Below are 21,243 nucleotides of genomic sequence, written 5' to 3' on the forward strand. Positions count from 1 at the left end.
TGAATAGTTTGGTGTTTCAATCTAAAAGGACCGAGTTTTTTCTTATGACTGAAATTGCCTGATCCTTCAACCAAGATTTTGTTTTTATGTTTTGTAATTATGAATTTTATAGTTGACTGACAGTAGCCAAAAAATATACCGTCATAATTAAGTTTCTGATATTCAGTATTTTAATGTTTTTATTAAAAATGTATAGGTTACGGTATTTCGTAAATTTAGTTAGTGGAGTATGAGCATTTTAAATTTCAATGCAATGTTTTTTATGAGCAGGACATTAATATTTCGTTTGTAGTTGATGGTAAATTCTTTTGATTTCTGAACAAAAAATTTAATGATATACGGGGCGCTGCAGAAGCCCGTCATCTGGAAAGGATTAGTATATTTAGGTTGATAATCGGAAAATCCTAAAGAATAATATTAAATATGCTGTTGGTTTTCTTGATTTTCGGGTTATTTGCTCATAGATCTCAGAGGAGAAAGCTGTGGGGACTGATAGTTATGGTTCATTATAAGTCAGGTGACATTGGATTTTAAAGCTCCTGAGATTATCATATGTAAATATGGGATACCTGCGGACATTTCATACTTATCTAAATTGTTATAGCATTGCTTCAAGATTAGGATCTTACATTTCATAAAGTTAATGTAGATTAAAATGCCTGCCAATCGTGATCCGCAGGCATTTCATCATCAACCCAAAAAAAATAATTAACCAAAATCAATCTTAATTTTTTAATCTTTTAAACCAGCCTGCGGCCAGATCAATATCATCTTTTATCAAATTATGACCGGCATCAAGTTCAAAATGTGTTACCTCAAAACCGCTGGTGGAAAGAATCTTTATATAATCTTCCGTATCAGTCGCCCTGATTGTTGAATCATGGGTACCTGTACTGATAAAAACAGGTGTTGCAGTTTTATCGGGAAGAGGGCCTTTCTTCTTAAAAGGCTTCATTGGCCTGAACAGAATTGCACCTTCTAAAAAGTCAGGAGACAGGGTCAAAACTGCTCCTGCGATATTAGCTCCATTAGAATAGCCTAATGCCACTATTTTTGAGGAATCAAATTGGTGCTTTACAGACAGTTTTTTAATAAACTGCACCATCTCACAAGAACGAAATTCCAGATCCTGCTCATCAAAAACACCCATTCCTAGTCTTCTGAAAAACCGCGGCATTCCGTTCTCTTTTACATTTCCACGCAGACTCAGAATATTAAATCCTGAACCAAAATAGGAGGCCAGGGACAACAAGTCTTTTTCATCTCCCCCTGTGCCATGTAGCAGCAGTATTGTCCTTGCTTTTGGATTTCCGCACGGCTCATAAATATATTCTAATGGCTCGTATTTCATAATAAGTAATTTATAGGAAGTATTTCTTCTATTTGTTTTATTATCGGTTCATCGTGAATCAGCTATAGGATTCAATTTTTTCCATGAAAAACATAAGGTGAATGCCTGATATTTTTATTTTCTAAAATGGATTTTCAAAATAATAATACCTCAAAGTTATGACCTGTCATACTGATAAGCATTGAACCAGAACAAGAAAACATACTTAGAATTTAAAAAACAATACTGTGGCGGTACCCCAGAATTTTCTGCTTATCGTGATTTTATTCTTACTTGTTAAATAATAGTCCAGGGAATAGCTGCCTGGTCCAATAAAGAATAGCAACAGAAAACAGACACTATAGACAAAAGGCACATCCCTTATAAGGATCGGGTCATGAAAATGCAGTACAAAAAAACCTGTTAGGGTAACGGCCAAAATGGGCAGCGATGCTATTCTGGTCATAAAGCCCATAATGATAAAAAGCGGCATTATTAAATTGGCTCCGGTAGCAAATACCTGATTAAAAACCTCAGGTAGTCCCAGTGGATTGGGAACCACCTCAGCGGAAGAGATTCCTACTCCAATTTTTTTTAATCCGTGGGCTGCTATAAGCTCTGCCGAGACTGCAATTCTGAAAAAAAGCAATGCAAAATTATTTAAATTACTTCCTGCATCACTGCGCATAAAAGTGATCAATAGTTTTTTCATAATGTTGATTTTTTATTTTGATAGCCTCCGTAAAAAATTACGGAACTCTACTCCGGTAAAATCTGCAAGGATGGAGGTGCAAATTTTGCAAACGTGCTGGTTCCATAAACAGCCTTGCCGGCCAATAGTGTCAAATATTATTTAAACTCTTTTTCAGCATCAAACTACAGTAATCTTCTAATAAAATAATGCAATCAGCCAGATAAACCGTCTTGATTATTGCTCTGTCATTATCCTCATTAATGAGCGAAGACTTATATGTACAGCTGACTTAAATGCCAAAAAGAAAACAAAAAGAATAAAATATTTAGTAAAAGTTTTTAATATATGTGATTTAAATAGACCGGGAATCAAAAATCCCCGGTCTTCTTATTTAATTATTAGTGTTTGATCATTTCGCGAGAATACTGAATTCCAATTCCATATGCTCCGCCATATTTTACTGCTAAATCTGTAACAGCTTTATATGTTTCGCCACGAGCCCAGTCTCTTTGTAATTCCAATAAATATTGAACAGATGTCATTGGTTTTGCACCCGCCTGAACCATTCTGTTGATTGCCATTTCATGTGCTTCTTTAGATACATCTCCAGAGGCATCTGTAATGATGTAAACTTCATATCCTTCACTTATAGCAGACAGTGCAGGGCCTACAATACATACGCTGGTCCAAAGTCCCCCTAATACAATTTTCTTTTTGCCTTTGCCGGTAATCGCTTTATGTGCGTTTACATCTTCCCAGGTATTCATCGTTGTTCTGTCAATATAAGATGAAGTATTAGGAATTGCTTCCAAAATTTCTGGAAATACAGGTCCGCTAAATGACTTTTCAGCAACGGTTGTCACTACAGTTGGGACATTGAAAATTTTTGCAGCGCCCGCAATTAATCCTGCGTTATTGCGCAATTCAATTGCGTCGATACTTTTTGTGGCGAATGCCATTTGTCCCTCGTAATCGATTAATACTAAAGTATGGTTTGTTGGGTTTAATAACTCTGGACTTGGTTTTTGTGCAAATCCTGTTAAAGAGGTCAATGCAACTACAGTTGCTAAAAATAGTTTTTTCATGATACTATTATTAAATTTTAAAAATGTTTGTGAATGTATATTTGATTTATGTAAATCCTTATTTTGTAATAAACTGAGAATTGATGTTTAGTCAAAAACTATTTATTTATCAATTCGCTTTTTGTTTAATTTCTTTAACAAAGTTCCTGCTTCCTTTTTATCTAAGCATTGAACTGGAACAAGAAAAGCTTCGCATGCATCCATCTAATATCCGCCATGCAGGCATCTGAATCTCTATCTAAATTCTATGTCAAAATTATAAGCATATACTTTGATAAGCATTGAACTGGAACAAGAAAATCTGTGTAGGCATGCACTCTAATTATTGTCATGCTGGCATCTGCATTTCTATCTAAATTCTATATCAAAATTATAATCATGTGCTTTGATAAGCATTGAACTGGAACAAGAAAATCTTTAGATGTATACACTCCAATTATCAGCTCTAATTAATCTGTTGATAACAATAAATTACGGAAAAATACCAATTATGAGACTTCTATATTTTGTAGATCATTTATCTGATTTTCCGATTTTATTTAGAGTCCTGACTGTTTTAATTCAAAAAATAAAAAAAGCTGCAGATTTGTAAGTTTTTCATTTTACTTTTGTTTTACATTAAAGAAGTATCCTCAAATTGTCTTTTCTGAACGCTATTTAATCACAATGCTATACAGATTATTGTTAAATTAGCCATTCAAAACTGATTACTTTATACCTGACTGAAACATAAAATACTTAGTATCATAATTCTAATTAACAGAGAAACTAATAGCAATTCAGACAAAAAAGAAAGACAATACAACTGTTCCCGGCTTACTTTCATATCACATTGTTTTAATTTAACGTTACTATAAATTGTTCCGCTTATGTTTACACAAATCAATTCCTCAATTTCACGATATGTAAATTTTACTCCTGAAGAACTGGAAATCTTCAATGGTCTTTTATCGCATAAACAAATTGCAAAAAAAACAATTATGCTGCACGAAGGCGAAAAATGTAATTTTGAAGCTTTTGTAGTAAAAGGTTGTGTTAGAAAATATTATATTGATAAAAATGGATTTGAAGTAATACTGCAGTTTGCAGTGGAAAATTCATGGATAAGTGATATTTCTTTTAGTATTTATGAAGACTGTGTCAGTCACGTTTTTATAGAAACTCTGGAAAACTGCGATTTCTTACTGTTCAGTCCAGAAACTAAGGAAAAACTTTTTGAACAGGCGCCGAGGTTTGAAAGGGCATTCCGAATTTTGATGCAGCGTAACCTGGCTGTTACCCAGAATCGTCTTTTTCACAGCATAACCCTGACAGCAGAACAAAAATATGATGAATTTCTTGCTTTGTATCCCACCATTCCACAGCGTGTAGCACAACACTATATTGCCTCATATCTGGGTATTTCTGCTGAGTTTCTTTCCAAAATCAGGACCCGTAAACTCAAATCTCTGAATTTTTGATAAAAATTTGAAAATCTTGTCCTAGTTCAATGCATGGGCTTTACCTATGGTGGAAATTTGCCTGATAATTAATCAGACAAAATTATGAACCGTAAAGATTTTATAAAAAAAGGACTCCTGGGAACAGGAATGTTTGTTGCCTCTGCAGCAGTAGCCAATATCATGCAGAATGATATTGACGAAATTAAACCTCTTGAACCAGTAGGATTTAACCACCTACCTGCAACCGATACCCCGGTAACAGGAAACTCGGTACTGCATAAGTCAGAAACCCGGGGACATGCTAATCATGGTTGGCTCGATACACACCAAACTTTCAGCTTTGCAAGCTACTACAATCCCGACAGAATGCATTTTGGCGTTCTAAGGGTACTCAATGACGACGTTGTTGATCCTTCAGAGGGATTCGGCACGCATCCCCACGATAATATGGAAATTATTTCAATTCCTCTTGAAGGGGATCTGGAACACAAGGATAGTATGAATAATGTTGCCATTATTAAAAATGGAGATATTCAGGTAATGAGTGCCGGAACAGGAATTTATCACAGTGAGTTTAACAATAACAGTGACAGACCAGTTAAATTTCTGCAGATTTGGCTTTATCCAAATAAAAAAAATGTAACCCCACGATACGACCAGATCAGCCTAAAGCTGAAAGACCGTCATAATAAATTCCAGCAGATTTTGTCGCCTGACCCAAAGGATTCTGGTGTATGGATTCATCAGGATGCCTGGTTTCACCTTGGTACTTTTGATGATCAATATAAAAGTAACTACAAAATTAAAAAAACCGGAAATGGCATTTATGCTTTTATAATAAAAGGCAGTTTTAATATAAACGGCACGCTTCTTTCTCAACGGGACGGTTTGGGGTTATGGGACATAAACGACCTCGAGATCACTTCTCAGGCTGAAGGCTCGGAAATCCTTTTGATGGACGTACCAATGACAATGTAATCACCTAATGTTCAATATAAAATAATTTAAAATGTCTACAACAAAGTGGGTTATTGACCCTACGCATTCAGAAATCGCCTTCAAAGTAAAACATATGATGTTTACCAATGTAACTGGTAAGTTTCAAAAATTTGATGCCAATATTATTACTGTGGGAGATGATTTCACAGATGCAAAAATCTACTTTAGCGGTGCAGTCGATTCTCTTACAACAGGAAATGCAGATCGCGACACACATCTTTTAAGTCCGGATTTCTTTGATGCCGCACAATATCCTGAGATCGAATTTATTGGAAATTCATTTACTAAAAATAATGAGGGAGAATTCGCTTTAACAGGTTCGCTTAAACTTCGTGGCATATCAAAAAATGTGAATCTTACAGCAGATTACAGCGGACTAATGAAAGACCCATGGGGAAATGTTAAAGCAGGATTTACTATAGCAGCAAAGATAAACCGCAAGGACTGGGGATTGACATGGAACTCCGCACTTGAAACCGGAGGTGTCCTGGTAGGAGAAGATGTAAGCCTTGAAATTGAGCTGCAGTTTATCAAACAATAAGAACACAAAACAATTCATACAATGATTAAGATTTTATACATCGGAAGGCATGAAGATATTTTGCAGACTGTGGTACGCCTGATAAATAAAGAAGATGACTGGTTTGGGATAGGTGCCTATACAAATGCTGAAGCAATGGCCTTATTTGACGTACATAATTTTGACATTGTACTGTTGGGCTGTGGCATAGAACCGGAAAGCGAATCCTACCTAATCAGTTATTTTAATGTAAATAGGCCTGAAACCAAAATTGTACAACATTTTGGAGGAGGAAGCGGACTTCTGAAAAACGAAATACTGCATGCTCTTAGTGGTAAATTACAGCAATAATTTTATATAAAGAAGCCACAATTTTTGTGGCTTCTTTTGCTATTAGAAGTGGGATATACTTCTAAAAAAAGAAGTTCATTCCAAAAACGGATACAGCAACACCTGACCTTTGGTTTGAAACAAAAAATAGCGGCAATCGTACAAGGCAGAATTGAAGTTTTAGGCTGTAACTTTAAGCAAAACGAACTCAACTGCGCCCCTTTAAAGGCTTTGTATCTAGTAACATAACTCAATTATTAACTTTGTATTATTATATTAATTAAGGCTTAATAAATTATTTTGACACTACAATTGCTAATACAAAATTCTACCTTACCTAAAATTTGTACTTTTAAAAGCATTGTAAAATCGAAAAACGATATTTTTATTGTAGCTACAAAACGTTGTATAATCCCAATCCTTAAATAGGCCTCAGGATATAAAGCTTAATGTAATTCTTTATTTAGGCTTTCAGCTAAACTCCTTTGACGGCAATTTTTTAAGTTGTTAGATATTGGTCTGAAAAAGTTCTACTCAATTTTTATTTTTTATCATTAAATAAATGATAAATAACCTTCTTTTCGATATATTTGAAGTTAAACAAAATTAACAAATATTTGTTTTTTATCAGTTTTATTACATAGACTGTTTTTTATTATACTTTTTTTTGCGCATTTACGAAAAATAAATTAAAGCAACCGGTTGTGTATTCAAATGTTTTTTTATATTTGTAATAGATACACTTATTAATTATTTGAATTAATTTATCTTTTTATATAACCGGAACATTTCTCAGAGATGTTGTAATACATGAACAATTAAAATGAAACAGCGACAGATATTTTTAGTATTATCATTATTATTTCTTTTTTCTTTTAATCAAATAAACGTTGAAGGCTCTCTTGCTAAAGATCCTGTTTTTTCTAATGTGGTTTATACAGGCGAAGATCAGATTTATAAAAATCATCCATTGAAACCTGGCGAGTTTTATTCGCCTATTTTACAAGGATGTTATCCGGATCCTGCCATTACCAGAAAAGGAGATGATTATTATATGGTTTGCTCTTCATTTGCGATGTTTCCGGGAGTGCCAATTTTCCATTCAAAGGATTTAGTGAATTGGACAGATTTGGGAGGTGTTTTAAATAATGTTTCCGAATTTAATCCGCATGATACAGGTATCAGTCAGGGCGTATATGCACCTGGTATCACGTATAATCCTCACAATGACACTTTTTATATGATTGTAACAGCCTTTACAGGTAATATGGGGAACATTATAGTAAAAACTAAAGATCCAATGAAAGGCTGGGGAAGTCCGATAAAACTGGATTTTAACGGAATTGACCCATGCATTTTCTTTGATGATAATGGTAAAGGATATATCGTTCATAACGATGCTCCGGATAAAGGAAAAGAATTGTATGAAGGTCATCGTGTTATTAAGGTGTGGGAATACGATGTTGTAAATGATAAAGTAATTCCGGGTACAGATAAAATTATCGTGGATGGAGGTGTAGATCTTTCTAAAAAACCAATTTGGATCGAAGCGCCGCATTTGTATAAAAAAGATGGGCATTATTATTTAATGTGTGCTGAAGGCGGTACTGGAGGCAATCATAGCGAAGTTGTTTTTATTAGTGACAGTCCAAAAGGGCCATTTAAACCCGCATCAAACAATCCAATTCTGACACAAAGATATTTTCCACAAGACAGGCCTGAAAAAGTGGATTGGGCTGGTCATGCAGATTTAGTTCTGGGACCTGATAATAAATATTATGGTGTGTTTCTAGGTATCCGACCAAATGATAAAAACCGTGTAAATACAGGACGCGAAACTTTTATGCTTCCGGTAGATTGGTCCGGTACTTTTCCTGTTTTTGAAAACGGATTAGTTCCCCTGGAGCCAAAAATTAAAATGCCTAAAGGTGTTACTGAAAACAAAACCGGAAAAGATGGATTTTTCCCGAATGGTAATTTTACGTTTACTGAAAATTTCACTTCTCAAAAATTAGATAACAGATGGATAGGTTTGAGAGGACCTCGTGAAAAATTTATTTCGGTAACTAAAAAAGGACTGGAGATTAAACCTTTTGCAGTAAATATTAAAGAAGTAAAACCAACATCTACATTATTTTACAGACAACAGCATAATAATTTTTCTTTTGCAACAACAATCGACTATAAACCCGCATCTGAAAAAGATCTGGCAGGAATTGTTTGCCTTCAAAATGAGCGTTTTAATTATGTTTTCGGCATCACAAAAAAAGGAAATGATACTTATATCTTATTGGAAAGAACCGAAAAAGGCGTATCAAAAATTATAGCAAGTGGAAAAATCGAAATCAAAAAAAATATCCGTTTGCAAGTGAAAGCAACGGGAGACAGTTACGAATTTAGTTACGCTTTGAATGGTACTGATTTTGAAAATTTAGGAGGAAGTGTTTCTGGTGATATTCTTTCAACAAATATGGCCGGAGGTTTTACTGGAGCATTGGTAGGATTATATGCTACTGCTTCAAATGATGCACTGGTAAAATAAAAATAGGGACTTTAAAACATTTACATAATGAAATCAATTATTAGGTATTTCGCATTTGCAATTCTTTTTTTAATAGCACAAAAAGGATATTCCCAAGATCCGAATTTTCATGTTTATTTGAGTTTCGGCCAATCTAACATGGAAGGTTATGCTAAAATAGAGCCGCAGGATAAAGCAGGTGTTGATGATCGTTTTCAGGTTTTGCAAGTCATAAACTGTCCTGATCTTAATCGTACAAAGGGAAACTGGTATACTGCAATTCCACCATTATGCCGTTGTAGCACCGGATTGACACCAGTTGATTATTTTGGAAGAAACATGGTAGCTAATTTGCCCAAAAATATCAAAGTTGGGGTTATAAATGTGGCTGTTGGAGGTTGCAAAATTGAACTTTTTGATAAAGATAAGACTGCAGAATATATTGCAACTGCACCTGACTGGATGAAAGGAATTCTTAAGGAATATAATGACAATCCTTATGCACGCCTTGTGGAGATGGCAAAAATTGCACAGAAAAAAGGTGTTATTAAAGGTATCTTGCTGCATCAGGGAGAATCGAATACTGGTGATACACTTTGGCCTCAAAAAGTGAAAATTGTGTACGATAATTTGATGAAAGACTTAAATCTGGATCCGAAAAAAGTGCCATTGCTTTCAGGAGAAACCGTAAATGAAGACCAGAATGGCAAATGTGGGAGCATGAACAAAATTATTGCGACGCTGCCAAAAACAATACCAAACTCTTATGTGATTTCATCTAAAGGATGCACTGCTGAGCCTGATTTTTTACATTTTAATGCAGCGGGTTACAGAGATTTAGGAAGACGTTATGCTGATAAAATGCTTTCTCTGCTGGGGTATAAATTCTCGGAAGGTAAAACGCCTTTACAAGTTCAGGCACCTGTTGGTTTTGATCAGTTAAATTCCAATATTCCATCCGGAAAAATAGAAGCAATCACTTATGAATCAAAAATAGTGGGTTCAGTAAGAAAGGCTACCGTTTATACGCCTCCGGGATTCAATAAAAAGAAGAAATATCCTGTTTTGTATCTTTTGCACGGAATAGGCGGCGATGAAAAAGAATGGCTCAACGGAGGAAATCCACAGGTGATATTGGATAATCTTTATGCTGAAGGAAAAATAGAACCTATGATTGTTGTAATGCCAAACGGCAGAGCGATGAAAGACGATAGTGCGACCGGAAATATAATGGCTCCGGATAAAGTACAGGCATTCGCGGTTTTTGAAAAAGATTTGCTAAATGATTTAATTCCTTTTATCGAAAAAAAATATCCTGTTTATAAAGACAGGGAGCACCGCGCTATTGCCGGTCTGTCTATGGGCGGAGGACAGTCATTGAATTTCGGATTAGGCAATCTGGATAAATTTGCTTGGGTTGGCGCATTCTCAGCGGCTCCAAACACTAAAAAGCCGGAAGAATTAGTTCCGAATCCGGAAGAAGCAAAGAAGAAATTAAAACTGCTTTGGATTTCCTGTGGTGATAACGACTGGCTTATTGAAAATAGCAGAAGAACCCATGATTATTTGTACAAAAACAATGTCCCTCATATCTATTATATCGAGCCTGGAGTTCATGATTTTAAAGTTTGGAAAAATGGTTTGTACATGTTTTCACAGTTTTTATTTAAACCTGTCGATCAGTCGCTATTTCCATCCTATACTATTTTAGGAGAGCCTTCACAAACTAATATCCGCAATGCCAATTATCCACAAATATTACCAGACAATAGAGTGGTTTTTAAAGTTAAAGCTCCGGAAGCTAAAAAAGTACAAATTGATTTAGGCAAAAAGTACGATTTGGTAAGAGACTCCGACGGATTATGGACGGTTACTACCGATGTGATCAATAAAGGATTTAATTATTACTCTTTAGTTATTGATGGTGTAGCTGTAGCCGATCCGTCAAGTAATACGTTTTATGGGATGGGAAGAATGGCCAGCGGTATTGAAATTCCTAATAAAGAAGGAGATTTCTATGCTTTAAAAACAGTACCGCATGGTGATATCAGAATTACAAAATACTTTTCAAAAGCAACAAATTCCTGGCGTGAAATGTATGTTTATACACCGCCTGGTTATGAAAAATCTACTGAAAAGTATCCGGTTTTGTATCTCTTGCATGGAGGAGGCGAAGACCAAACCGGATGGGCAACTCAGGGTAAAGCCAATTTAATTTTAGACAATTTAATAGCGGAAAAGAAAGCAAAACCAATGGTGATTGCGATGCTTGACGGCAATATGGGAAATACCGGAGGAGTGGCGGGATTTAACGAAAATGCCTTAAAAGCTTTTGAAAATGAATTAAAAATGGGCGCAATCCCTTTTGTAGAGAGTAATTTTAAAGTAGCAGCTGATGCTAAAAACAGGGCTTTAGCCGGTTTATCAATGGGCGGATTGCAGACACTTTATGCAGGGGTTAAAAATTCTGATCTGTTTTCGAGCATTGGTGTTTTTAGTTCTGGTTGGTGGGCCAATAATGCAACATTGTCAGAACCACAATATGAGTTCATGAAAAATAATGCTACAGCTATTAATTCAAATATTAAAAACTTTTGGATTTCAATGGGAGGCAAGGAAGATATTGCTTTTGAAAATTGCAAAATTATGATGAGTAAGTTTGATCAAATGGGTATTAAATACCAATATAGCGAGTATCCGGGCGGTCATACCTGGCCGGTATGGAGACATGATTTATTTATGTTTGCTCCGTTATTATTTAATTAATTATTTCAAACATTCTAATACAATACCACAGTAACAAATAGTTATGAAAATATATGTAATAGGCATAATGCTGTTTTTTGGAATCTCATTATCTGCCCAGCAGACAGATGATCTAAAACTTTGGTATAAAAATCCTGCCGGTACGGTTTGGGAAAATGCGCTGCCGATAGGAAATGGTTTTCAGGGTGCCATGGTTTATGGAAACATTGAGAAAGAAATTTTCCAATTAAACGAGTCAACCGTATGGAGCGGAAGTCCGAACAGGAACGACAATCCCGATGCGAAACAAGCTTTGGGAGAAATACGAAAGCTTATTTTTCAGGGAGAATATAAAAAAGCAGAAAAGCTGATAAATGAAAACATAATTACTAAAAAATCTCACGGACAGATGTTTCAGCCTGTGGGGAATTTAGAATTGAATTTTTCTGATCAGCACGATTTCAAAGAGTATTACCGTGAACTTGATATTGAAAAAGCTGTTGCAAAAATAAGTTATAAAGTAGGTGATGTAACCTACACCCGTGAAGCGTTTACATCTTTTCCGGATCGTGTTGTAGTGATAAAACTTTCGGCGGATAAACCCGGAAAATTATCATTTACAGCGGCTTTTACTTCGCAGCATAAAAAACAGGAAATAACAGTTAACGGCAATAATGAACTGTCACTTGTAGGCACAACAAGTGATCATGAAGGTGTCGAAGGAAAGGTGAAATTTAACGCACTGGCAAAATTTAAAGTGAAGGGTGGACGTGTAAATGCTTCCGGAAATTCAATTAAAGTTGAAGGTGCAGATGCAGTTGTAATTTATGTTTCTATTGCTACTAATTTTATTAATTATAAGGATATCAGTGGAAAAGAAACAGTATTAGCAAAATCTTTTTTGAATAAAGCATTTGATAAGAATTATGATAAAATGAAGCAGGCTCACATTGCCCAGTATCAAAAATATTTTAAAAGAGTTACACTTGATTTAGGATCATCAACAGCTTCAAAAGTACCGACAGATGAAAGACTGGCGAATTTTAGAAATGTTTCAGATCCCTCTTTTGTGGCTTTGTATTATCAATACGGACGTTATTTATTGATATCTTCTTCACAGCCAGGAGGTCAGCCGGCAAATCTTCAGGGAATATGGAATGCTGGTATGAAGCCGGCATGGGATAGTAAGTATACTATCAACATTAATACGGAGATGAATTATTGGCCAGCAGAGAAAACAAACCTGTCAGAAATGCATGAACCGCTCTTAAAAATGATTCGGGAATTGGGTGAAACCGGAAAAGAAACAGCAAAAGTAATGTACGGAGCCCGTGGCTGGATGGCGCATCATAATACAGATATTTGGAGAATTAATGGCGCTGTTGACGGTGCCACCTGGGGCGTATGGAATGCAGGCGGCGGATGGCTGAGTCAGCATTTATGGGAGCATTATTTGTATACCGGCGATAAGGGGTATCTCGAATCTGTTTATGAAACGCTAAAGGGCTCAGCCGATTTTTACGCTGATTTTCTAGTAAAAGATCCGGCAAATGGCTGGTTGGTTGTAGTACCGGGAAATTCTCCTGAAAATTCTCCTGCAGCACATCAAAAATCTTCAGTTACGGCGGGTTCAACGATGGATAATCAAATTGTATTTGATATTTTTACTTCGGTTATAAAAGCATCAGAAATATTAGGAAAAAATAAACAATATGCAGATAGCTTAAAGACATTAAGAAATATGCTTCCGCCTATGCAAATTGGAAAACACAATCAATTGCAGGAATGGCAGGATGATGTGGATGATCCTAAAGACAAACACCGTCATATATCGCATTTATACGGATTATATCCTTCTAATCAGATTTCGGCATATCGAACTCCGGAACTTTTTGCAGCGGCAAAGAATACGTTGCTTCAACGAGGGGATATATCCACAGGATGGAGCATGGGCTGGAAGGTAAATTGGTGGGCAAAAATGCAGGATGGCAATCATGCTTATAGTTTAATTCAAAATCAGTTAACGCCGCTTGGTGTCAATAAAGATGGAGGAGGAACTTACAATAATCTTTTTGATGCCCATCCGCCGTTTCAAATTGATGGCAATTTTGGTTGTACATCAGGAATTACCGAAATGTTGATGCAAAGTTCAGAGGATGCCATTCATTTACTTCCTGCTTTACCGGATGCCTTAAAAAATTACGGGGAGATAACAGGTTTAAAAGCCCATGGCGGTTTTGAAATTAAGGATATGAAATGGAAAGATGGGAAATTAATTGCAGTAAGTATTCAGTCCAATCTAGGAGGAAATCTTAGATTGAGAACTCCAAATGAGATTATTCTAAAAGGCAATGCAAATTTTAAAACAGCTTCAGGCATTAATTCAAATGTTTTTTACCAGACAAATGATGTGAAAAAACCTCTTATAGCTGCAACATCTGATATAAAACCTTTGGATATTGTTCCAACTTATCTGTATGATATTGAAACTGAAAAGGGCAAGATCTACAACTTTTCAATTAAATAATAACATGAAAAATCTTTTGCTAAAATATAAAATCTTCTATTGTCTGTTGGGGTTATTGATAACCTCTTCTGCAACAGCTCAAATGCAACTGTTTGATTTAAAAGAGGTAAGATTAAAAGAAGGTCCGTTTAAAAATGCGCAGAATGTTGATCTCAAATATATTTTAGAGCTGAAACCAGATCGCCTTTTAGCTCCTTATCTCATCGCTTCGGGAATACCCGTAAAAGCAGAACGCTATGGGAATTGGGAAAGCATTGGACTTGACGGCCATATTGCCGGGCATTATCTTTCTGCCCTGGCTATGATGTATGCTTCTACAGGAAATACTGAAGTCAAAAACCGATTGGATTACATGATTTCAGAATTAGCTGTATGTCAGGATAAAAATGGCAATGGCTATGTGGGAGGAATTCCGCAGGGAAAAGTTTTTTGGGACCGAATTCATAACGGAGATATCGACGGAAGTAATTTTGGATTAAACAATACCTGGGTGCCACTGTACAATATCCATAAACTTTTTGCGGGTTTAATTGATGCCTATCGCTATACAGGTAATGAAAAAGCAAAAGATATTGTAATAAAATTAGGAGATTGGTTTATCGAATTGATTCGTCCGCTTTCTAATGAACAGATTCAAAATATATTAAAAACAGAACACGGTGGCATAAATGAATCTTTTGCCGATTTATATATCATTACAAAGGATAAAAAATATCTGGAAACAGCCGAAAAAGTTTCGCACTTAGCGGTATTAAATCCGCTAGAGAAAAAAGAAGACAAGTTAACAGGATTGCATGCCAATACCCAAATACCAAAAGTGATTGGTTTTGAAAAAATCGGTGTACTTTCCGGAAATAAAGACTGGACCAATGCCGCGCAGTTTTTCTGGGAAAATGTTACTCACAAACGAAGTGTAGCTTTTGGCGGGAATAGTTTTGCAGAGCATTTTAATCCGACGGAGGATTTTAGCGGAATGTTAAAATCAAATCAGGGTCCGGAAACCTGTAACTCTTATAATATGGAGCGTTTGAGCAAAGCTTTATTTCTGGACAAAAATGACGTTTCTTATCTTGATTTTTATGAGCGCACGCTTTACAATCATATTCTTTCGAGCCAGCATCCTGAAAAAGGTGGTTTTGTGTATTTTACTCCCATCAGGCCAAATCATTATCGCGTATATTCTCAGCCTGAAACAAGCATGTGGTGCTGTGTGGGCTCAGGTCTTGAAAATCATTCTAAATATGGCGAATTAATATACAGCCATTCTGATAGTGATATTTTTGTAAATCTGTTTATTCCGTCGACTTTAGACTGGAAAGAAAAGGATATTTACATAGAACAAAGCACCAAATTTCCTTACCAAAATAGTACAGATCTTGTTTTGAAATTAAAGAAAAGCAAAACATTTTCCTTGAATATTCGCCATCCGGAGTGGGCAGAAAATTTTGAAATTTCGATCAATGGAAAAATTCAGAAAACAGAAGCAAAGCCGTCAAGTTATGTAACGCTTAAGAGAAAATGGAAATCTGGAGATCAAATATCGATTACATTCAAAACTGCTACACATTTAGAAAATTTGCCAGACGGTTCAAATTGGAGTGCATTTGTTAACGGACCCATTGTTTTAGCTGCCAAAACATCAAACAAGGATTTGGACGGATTATTTGCCGATGACAGCCGGATGGGACATGTTGCGTCCGGTAAATATTATCCGTTGGATCAGGCGTATGAAATGATTGGAGATAAGGCAGATTATATTGCAAAATTAAATGAAGAAGGAAACCTGCATTTCCGTTTAGATTCTTTAGAATTACAGCCTTTTTTCGAAATTCATGATGCAAGATATCAAATGTATTTTCAAAACTACACCAAAGAACAATATAAGGAAAAACACGACTTATTAAAGCAGCAGGAAATTGAAGCTATGGCTTTGGAATCAAAAACCATCGATAAAATTAATTGCGGTGAACAGCAGTCAGAAGTAGATCACCGTTATAAAGGTGAAAAAAGTGATTCAGGTTACGACGATACAAAAGCCTGGAGAAGTACCCGTTCTTATATTTCCTATCAGTTGTTGAATAAAAATAAGTCCGGAAAATTTTTGGATATAAGCTGTATATCCGATTTTAAAACAGATAAAATCACAATTCTCATCAATGAAAAACCGGCTCAGATTATTTCTTCAGCAAATAAAACCATCCGGTTAAATGTTGAAAAGATTGAAATAGTGAACATCACAATAAAATCTAATGACGGAAGTAATAGTCCAAAGTTTCATCAATTTAGAATTTTAAAAGAGTAGAAAATAACACAAAATATTCATCATATAATTCAGAAATCATGAAATTACGTTATCTGTTTATCATAAGTTTAGTTGCCATTTTTAATGTAAATGCACAACAATACCGTTTTAAAGATCCGTCTTTAAGTTCAAAAGAACGTGCAGAAGATCTAATTTCAAGATTAACACTTGAAGAAAAAGCGGCCTTAATGTGTGACCAAAGTGATGCAATACCAAGACTTGGAATTAAAAAATTCAACTGGTGGAGTGAAGCCCTGCATGGCTACGCCAATAATGATAATGTTACCGTTTTTCCTGAACCTATTGGTATGGCTGCCTCTTTTGACGATCAGTTTGTCTATACTGTTTTTAATGCGGTTTCTGATGAAGCACGTGCAAAATACAATCAATGGATTAAGAATGGGAATGAAAACAAGCGTTTTTTGAGTCTTTCAGTCTGGACTCCGAATGTTAATATTTTCAGAGATCCACGTTGGGGCAGAGGGCAGGAAACGTATGGAGAAGACCCTTACTTAACTTCTCGTATGGGAATCTCCGTTGTTAAAGGATTACAAGGTCCGGCAGATGCTAAATACAGAAAACTTTTAGCCTGTGCCAAACATTTTGCAGTTCATTCCGGTCCGGAATGGAGCAGACACGAATTGAATTTAAATAATGTGGATCCTCGTGAACTTTATGAAACCTATTTGCCAGCCTTTAAAGCATTGGTACAAGATGCCGATGTGCGTCAGGTGATGTGTGCATATCAGCGTTTGGATGACGAACCTTGCTGTAGTAATACACGTTTGCTACAGCGAATTTTGCGTGATGACTGGGGGTATAAATACATGGTGGTTTCAGACTGCGGAGCTGTTACCGATTTTTATACGACGCATAAAGTTTCGTCAGACGCAACACATGCAGCCTCAAAAGCGGTACTAGCAGGAACGGATGTAGAATGTGTGTGGGAAAAATATCCTTTTAAAAATTTACCGGAAGCTGTTGAAAAAAATTTAATTAAAGAAGCTGATATTAATAAAAGCCTGCTTCGTGTTTTGATTGGCCGTTTTGATTTGGGCGAAATGGATGACGACGCCATTGTGCCCTGGGCTCAAATTCCGGCATCTGTACTTAATAGCAAAGAGCATCAGCAATTAGCACTTGAAATGGCACAAAAATCAATGACGCTTCTGCAAAATAAAAACAACATACTTCCTTTAAATAAAAGTTTAAGCAAAGTGGCGGTAATTGGCCCAAATGCTGATAATGAGCCAATGTTATGGGGAAATTATAATGGAACTCCAGTCAAAACAATTACTATTAAAAGCGGGATAGAATCAAAAGTTACGGCAAACAAAATAGTGTACGATAAAGCCTGTGATTTAGTGGAGGACAAGGTAAACGAAACTTATTTTGACCAGCTTTCATTTGAAGGAAAAAAAGGAATTAAAGCGACTTATTGGAATAATCCAAACAGAGAAGGGAATAGTGTAGCAACGCAGCAAATTTTAAATCCTATAAAGATGACAACGGCCGGTCAGCATGAATTTGCTTCGGGCGTAAAATTAGAAGGATTTTCAGCAAAATATGAAGGAGAATTTTCAGCTAAAGCAAATGATACTTTGGTTTTTAAAACAGGAGCTACCGGAGCTTTTGAATTGCTTGTTGATGGCAAGTCATTGGCAAAATACACTAACTGGCGTACGCTTCCGGGCAAAATTGCATTTCCGGTTACAGCAGGTAAAAAATATAAAATCGAAATTCTGTATGCTCAGTCCAACAATTGGCAGGCTAATCTTGAATTTGATTTTGGAAAAGAACATAATATTGATTTCGCAGGACTAATTCAAAAATTAAAAGGCATTGATACCGTTATTTTTGTTGGCGGACTTTCAACTTTGCTTGAAGGAGAAGAAATGCCGGTTTCATACCCCGGATTTAAAGGCGGTGACCGTACTAATATTGAACTTCCAGCCGTTCAGAGAAAATGTTTGCAGGAACTTAAGGCGGCCGGGAAAAAAGTAGTTTTTGTAAACTGTTCGGGTTCTGCAATTGCTTTTGCCCCTGAAACAGTAAGCTGCGACGCGATTTTACAAGCTTGGTATCCCGGAGAATCTGGTGGTCAGGCTGTCGCCGATGTTCTTTTTGGAGACTATAATCCTTCAGGGAAACTGCCGGTTTCTTTTTATAAAAATTCAGATAAATTAGCCGACTTTGAAGATTATTCCATGAAAGGGCGCACGTACAGATACACAACAGATGTTTTGTTTCCGTTTGGTTTTGGTTTAAGCTATTCTAAATTTCAAATTGGTACAGCTAAATTGAATAAGACAAAAATAAATCCTACTGAAAACATACAATTAAATTTTTCAATAAAAAACAGCAGCAAAAGAGAGGGAACGGAGATTGTTCAGGTGTATGTTCGAAAAGTAAATGATACATCTGGTCCTTTAAAAACCTTAAAAGCTTTTAAGCGAATCGATTTAAAAGCGGGTGCAAGTCAAAATGTAGCGATCAATTTACCTGCTTCTTCATTTGAATTTTATGATTCAAAAACCAGAGGAATGAATGTAACCTCAGGTGAATATGAAGTCTATTATGGCACGAGTTCAGATGCTAACGATTTAAAAATGATAAAAGTAGCAATTCAATAATTAATCCAAAGTGTTATGAATTTTAAATATGTTTTGTGTTTATGTCTATTTGTTTTTTTAAAATTAAATGCACAATCTATCGTAAAGAGTCCTGATGGAAAACTTAAAGTTTCTCTTTCTGTTTCTAATGGATCGCCTTTGTATAGTATTGAATACAATGAAAAAACGTTCTTAGAGAATTCTCCACTTGGTTTAAAAACCAGTGTTGGTGATTTTACGACAGGATTAGTTTTAAAAGCAGATGTAAATCAGAATAAAATTGATGAAAAATATGAACAGCCAAATATTAAGCAACGCAATGTGCATTATGAGGCTAATGAAGCCATATTTTCTTTCAGTAAGGAAAATATGCCTGCTATTGATGTAATATTGAGAGTAAGTAATAACAATGTCGCTTTTAAATATAAAATCTATCCACAAAAGGAGGTTCTTTCCTGTATTGTAGAAGAAGAGGTTTCTGGTTTTAAGCTACCGGAAGGAACTACAACTTTTCTTTGTCCGCAAAGCAAGCCAATGACTGGATATGCAAGAAGTGCTCCTAGTTATGAAACATCATACACATTAGATGCTCCAATGGGCAAAAACGGAATTGGTGAAGGTTATACATTTCCATGTCTATTTAAAGTAAAAAATAATGGCTGGGTTTTAATCTCTGAGACTGGGGTTGATGGCAATTATTGTGGCAGCCGATTAATTGGACATGATAACGGATTATACACTGTTGGATTTCCAATGGCGGGAGAAAATAACGGTAACGGAACTACAGCGCCAGGACTGTCCCTTATTGGTGAAACTCCCTGGAGAACTATCACTATTGGTGAAACGCTTGCTCCAATTGTAGCAACTACGATTCCTTTTGATTTGGTCAAACCAAAATACAAAGCCTCAAAAGAGTACAAATACACCAAAGGTTCCTGGAGCTGGATCATCAAAATGGATGGCAATACTACTTTTCCGGTCCAAAAGCAATACATAGATTTTAGTGCTGCAATGGGATATGAAACCATTTTAGTTGATGCACTTTGGGATACTCAGATAGGAAAAGATAAAATTGCCGAACTGGCGGAATATGGTGCAGGAAAAGGGGTTGGCTTGTATTTATGGTATAATTCGAATGGATATTGGAATGACGCACCTCAGGGGCCTCGAGGAATGATGGATAATTCGACAATCCGTCGTAAGGAAATGGCCTGGATGAAAAGCATTGGAGTAAAAGGAATTAAGGTAGATTTTTTTGGAGGAGACAAACAAGTTACCATGAAATTATATGAAGATATCCTGACAGATGCCAATGATTTTGGTATAATGGTGATCTTTCACGGATGCACATTACCAAGAGGCTGGGAGCGTATGTATCCAAATTATGCAGCCAGCGAAGCCGTTTTAGCCAGTGAAAATCTGCATTTCGGGCAAGCCAGCTGTGATAATGAAGCCATGAATGCTTCGATCCATACCTTTATTCGAAATGCGGTGGGAAGTATGGATTTTGGGGGAAGCGCTCTAAATGAATTTTACAATAGTGACAATATTCCTAATAAAGGCTCAAAACGAAGAACTTCAGATGTATTTGCTTTAGCGACTGCTGTGCTTTTTCAAAGCGGTGTTCAGCATTTTGCATTGGCACCAAATAATTTAACTGATGCTCCGGCCTGGGCGATCGATTTTATGAAAGAAGTTCCGACAACCTGGGATGAAGTTCGTTTTTTAGATGGATATCCTGGTAAATATGTAGTGTTCGCACGTCGAAAAGGAACCAAGTGGTACATAGCGGGTATTAACGCACAAAAGGAAACGTTGAAAGTTAAACTAAAACTGTCAATGTTGTCAGCCGGAACAACACTAAAATGCTATTTTGATGATGAAGTATTAAATGGAAAAGTAAAAACGCTCACGCTTAAAAATAATAGCGAGGTCGAAATAAAAATTCCTTGCAACGGCGGCATATTGTTATTAAATTAATTTGCTTTTTTTAATACCAATTAAAAGCATTCCGTAAATAAAAAAACGGGAAGTAAGAATTTTAAAATTTCTATTTCTTGATTCTGAAAGTTAAAATAAAATTGTAAGCTTCAGAAAAGTTCATGTTGTATTTAATTGAAAAACAAATAATTGGTT

The 21,243-nt window shown here is 35.9% G+C and carries 13 protein-coding genes; 10 read left to right on the forward strand and 3 right to left on the reverse strand.

What is annotated here, in order from left to right; translation table 11 throughout:
• Positions 1-724: 724 nt before the first annotated feature.
• The 3 genes from J2X17_RS03470 to J2X17_RS03480 all read right to left on the reverse strand — a co-directional run bounded on the left by J2X17_RS03470 (position 725) and on the right by J2X17_RS03480 (position 3,109).
• Positions 725-1,351 carry an alpha/beta hydrolase gene (locus J2X17_RS03470; protein ID WP_310294737.1) on the reverse strand — a complete coding sequence of 209 codons (627 nt, stop codon included), beginning with the start codon at positions 1,349-1,351 and terminating at the stop codon, positions 725-727.
• Between the two features lie 205 nt (positions 1,352-1,556).
• Positions 1,557-2,042, reverse strand: coding sequence for a DoxX family protein (locus tag J2X17_RS03475; protein ID WP_310294739.1), 486 nt, complete (start codon positions 2,040-2,042; stop codon positions 1,557-1,559).
• A gap of 380 nt (positions 2,043-2,422) precedes the next feature.
• On the reverse strand, positions 2,423-3,109 hold the full coding sequence (locus J2X17_RS03480; protein WP_310294740.1) for a hydrolase: 687 nt from the start codon (positions 3,107-3,109) through the stop codon (positions 2,423-2,425).
• Positions 3,110-3,978: 869 nt separating this feature from the next.
• On the opposite strand from J2X17_RS03480, the gene J2X17_RS03485 reads away from it, so the two are divergent.
• From J2X17_RS03485 to J2X17_RS03530, 10 genes are all read left to right on the forward strand, one after another.
• The gene (locus tag J2X17_RS03485) at positions 3,979-4,569 is read left to right on the forward strand and encodes a Crp/Fnr family transcriptional regulator (protein ID WP_310294742.1); all 591 of its coding nucleotides are present in this window, start codon (positions 3,979-3,981) and stop codon (positions 4,567-4,569) included.
• An 84-nt stretch (positions 4,570-4,653) separates the two neighbouring features.
• Positions 4,654-5,529 carry a pirin family protein gene (locus tag J2X17_RS03490; RefSeq protein WP_310294744.1) on the forward strand — a complete coding sequence of 292 codons (876 nt, stop codon included), beginning with the start codon at positions 4,654-4,656 and terminating at the stop codon, positions 5,527-5,529.
• 31 nt (positions 5,530-5,560) lie between these two features.
• Complete coding sequence (locus J2X17_RS03495; protein WP_310294747.1) at positions 5,561-6,091, forward strand: YceI family protein; 531 nt, start codon at positions 5,561-5,563, stop codon at positions 6,089-6,091.
• A gap of 21 nt (positions 6,092-6,112) precedes the next feature.
• Complete coding sequence (locus tag J2X17_RS03500) at positions 6,113-6,421, forward strand: response regulator (RefSeq protein WP_310294749.1); 309 nt, start codon at positions 6,113-6,115, stop codon at positions 6,419-6,421.
• 802 nt (positions 6,422-7,223) lie between these two features.
• Complete coding sequence (locus J2X17_RS03505; protein ID WP_310294750.1) at positions 7,224-8,942, forward strand: glycoside hydrolase family 43 protein; 1,719 nt, start codon at positions 7,224-7,226, stop codon at positions 8,940-8,942.
• Between the two features lie 27 nt (positions 8,943-8,969).
• Positions 8,970-11,687 carry an alpha/beta hydrolase-fold protein gene (locus tag J2X17_RS03510; protein ID WP_310294752.1) on the forward strand — a complete coding sequence of 906 codons (2,718 nt, stop codon included), beginning with the start codon at positions 8,970-8,972 and terminating at the stop codon, positions 11,685-11,687.
• A 43-nt stretch (positions 11,688-11,730) separates the two neighbouring features.
• Positions 11,731-14,193, forward strand: coding sequence for a glycoside hydrolase family 95 protein (locus tag J2X17_RS03515; RefSeq protein ID WP_310294754.1), 2,463 nt, complete (start codon positions 11,731-11,733; stop codon positions 14,191-14,193).
• An 82-nt stretch (positions 14,194-14,275) separates the two neighbouring features.
• Positions 14,276-16,495: a glycoside hydrolase family 127 protein gene (locus tag J2X17_RS03520; RefSeq protein WP_310294756.1), complete on the forward strand. Its 2,220-nt coding sequence runs from the start codon at positions 14,276-14,278 to the stop codon at positions 16,493-16,495.
• A gap of 38 nt (positions 16,496-16,533) precedes the next feature.
• A complete protein-coding gene (xyl3A, locus tag J2X17_RS03525; protein ID WP_310294758.1) occupies positions 16,534-19,128 on the forward strand; it encodes a xylan 1,4-beta-xylosidase in 2,595 nt (864 codons plus the stop codon).
• A gap of 15 nt (positions 19,129-19,143) precedes the next feature.
• Entirely contained in the window at positions 19,144-21,087 is a 1,944-nt protein-coding gene (locus tag J2X17_RS03530; protein WP_310294760.1) for a glycoside hydrolase family 97 protein, read from the forward strand.
• Positions 21,088-21,243 lie beyond the last annotated feature (156 nt).

It is taken from the genome of Flavobacterium aquidurense (assembly GCF_031458035.1).
Lineage (GTDB): Bacteria > Bacteroidota > Bacteroidia > Flavobacteriales > Flavobacteriaceae > Flavobacterium > Flavobacterium aquidurense_C.

What these genes read in the sequence shown, in the direction of transcription:
- J2X17_RS03475 (WP_310294739.1), bottom strand. Translation starts at nt 2,042, where the DNA reads ATGAAAAAACTATTGATCACTTTTATGCGCAGTGATGCAGGAAGTAAT.
- xyl3A (WP_310294758.1), top strand. Translation starts at nt 16,534, where the DNA reads ATGAAATTACGTTATCTGTTTATCATAAGTTTAGTTGCCATTTTTAAT.
- J2X17_RS03515 (WP_310294754.1), top strand. Translation starts at nt 11,731, where the DNA reads ATGAAAATATATGTAATAGGCATAATGCTGTTTTTTGGAATCTCATTA.
- J2X17_RS03500 (WP_310294749.1), top strand. Translation starts at nt 6,113, where the DNA reads ATGATTAAGATTTTATACATCGGAAGGCATGAAGATATTTTGCAGACT.
- J2X17_RS03470 (WP_310294737.1), bottom strand. Translation starts at nt 1,351, where the DNA reads ATGAAATACGAGCCATTAGAATATATTTATGAGCCGTGCGGAAATCCA.
- J2X17_RS03520 (WP_310294756.1), top strand. Translation starts at nt 14,276, where the DNA reads ATGCAACTGTTTGATTTAAAAGAGGTAAGATTAAAAGAAGGTCCGTTT.
- J2X17_RS03530 (WP_310294760.1), top strand. Translation starts at nt 19,144, where the DNA reads ATGAATTTTAAATATGTTTTGTGTTTATGTCTATTTGTTTTTTTAAAA.
- J2X17_RS03480 (WP_310294740.1), bottom strand. Translation starts at nt 3,109, where the DNA reads ATGAAAAAACTATTTTTAGCAACTGTAGTTGCATTGACCTCTTTAACA.
- J2X17_RS03505 (WP_310294750.1), top strand. Translation starts at nt 7,224, where the DNA reads ATGAAACAGCGACAGATATTTTTAGTATTATCATTATTATTTCTTTTT.
- J2X17_RS03495 (WP_310294747.1), top strand. Translation starts at nt 5,561, where the DNA reads ATGTCTACAACAAAGTGGGTTATTGACCCTACGCATTCAGAAATCGCC.
- J2X17_RS03510 (WP_310294752.1), top strand. Translation starts at nt 8,970, where the DNA reads ATGAAATCAATTATTAGGTATTTCGCATTTGCAATTCTTTTTTTAATA.
- J2X17_RS03485 (WP_310294742.1), top strand. Translation starts at nt 3,979, where the DNA reads ATGTTTACACAAATCAATTCCTCAATTTCACGATATGTAAATTTTACT.
- J2X17_RS03490 (WP_310294744.1), top strand. Translation starts at nt 4,654, where the DNA reads ATGAACCGTAAAGATTTTATAAAAAAAGGACTCCTGGGAACAGGAATG.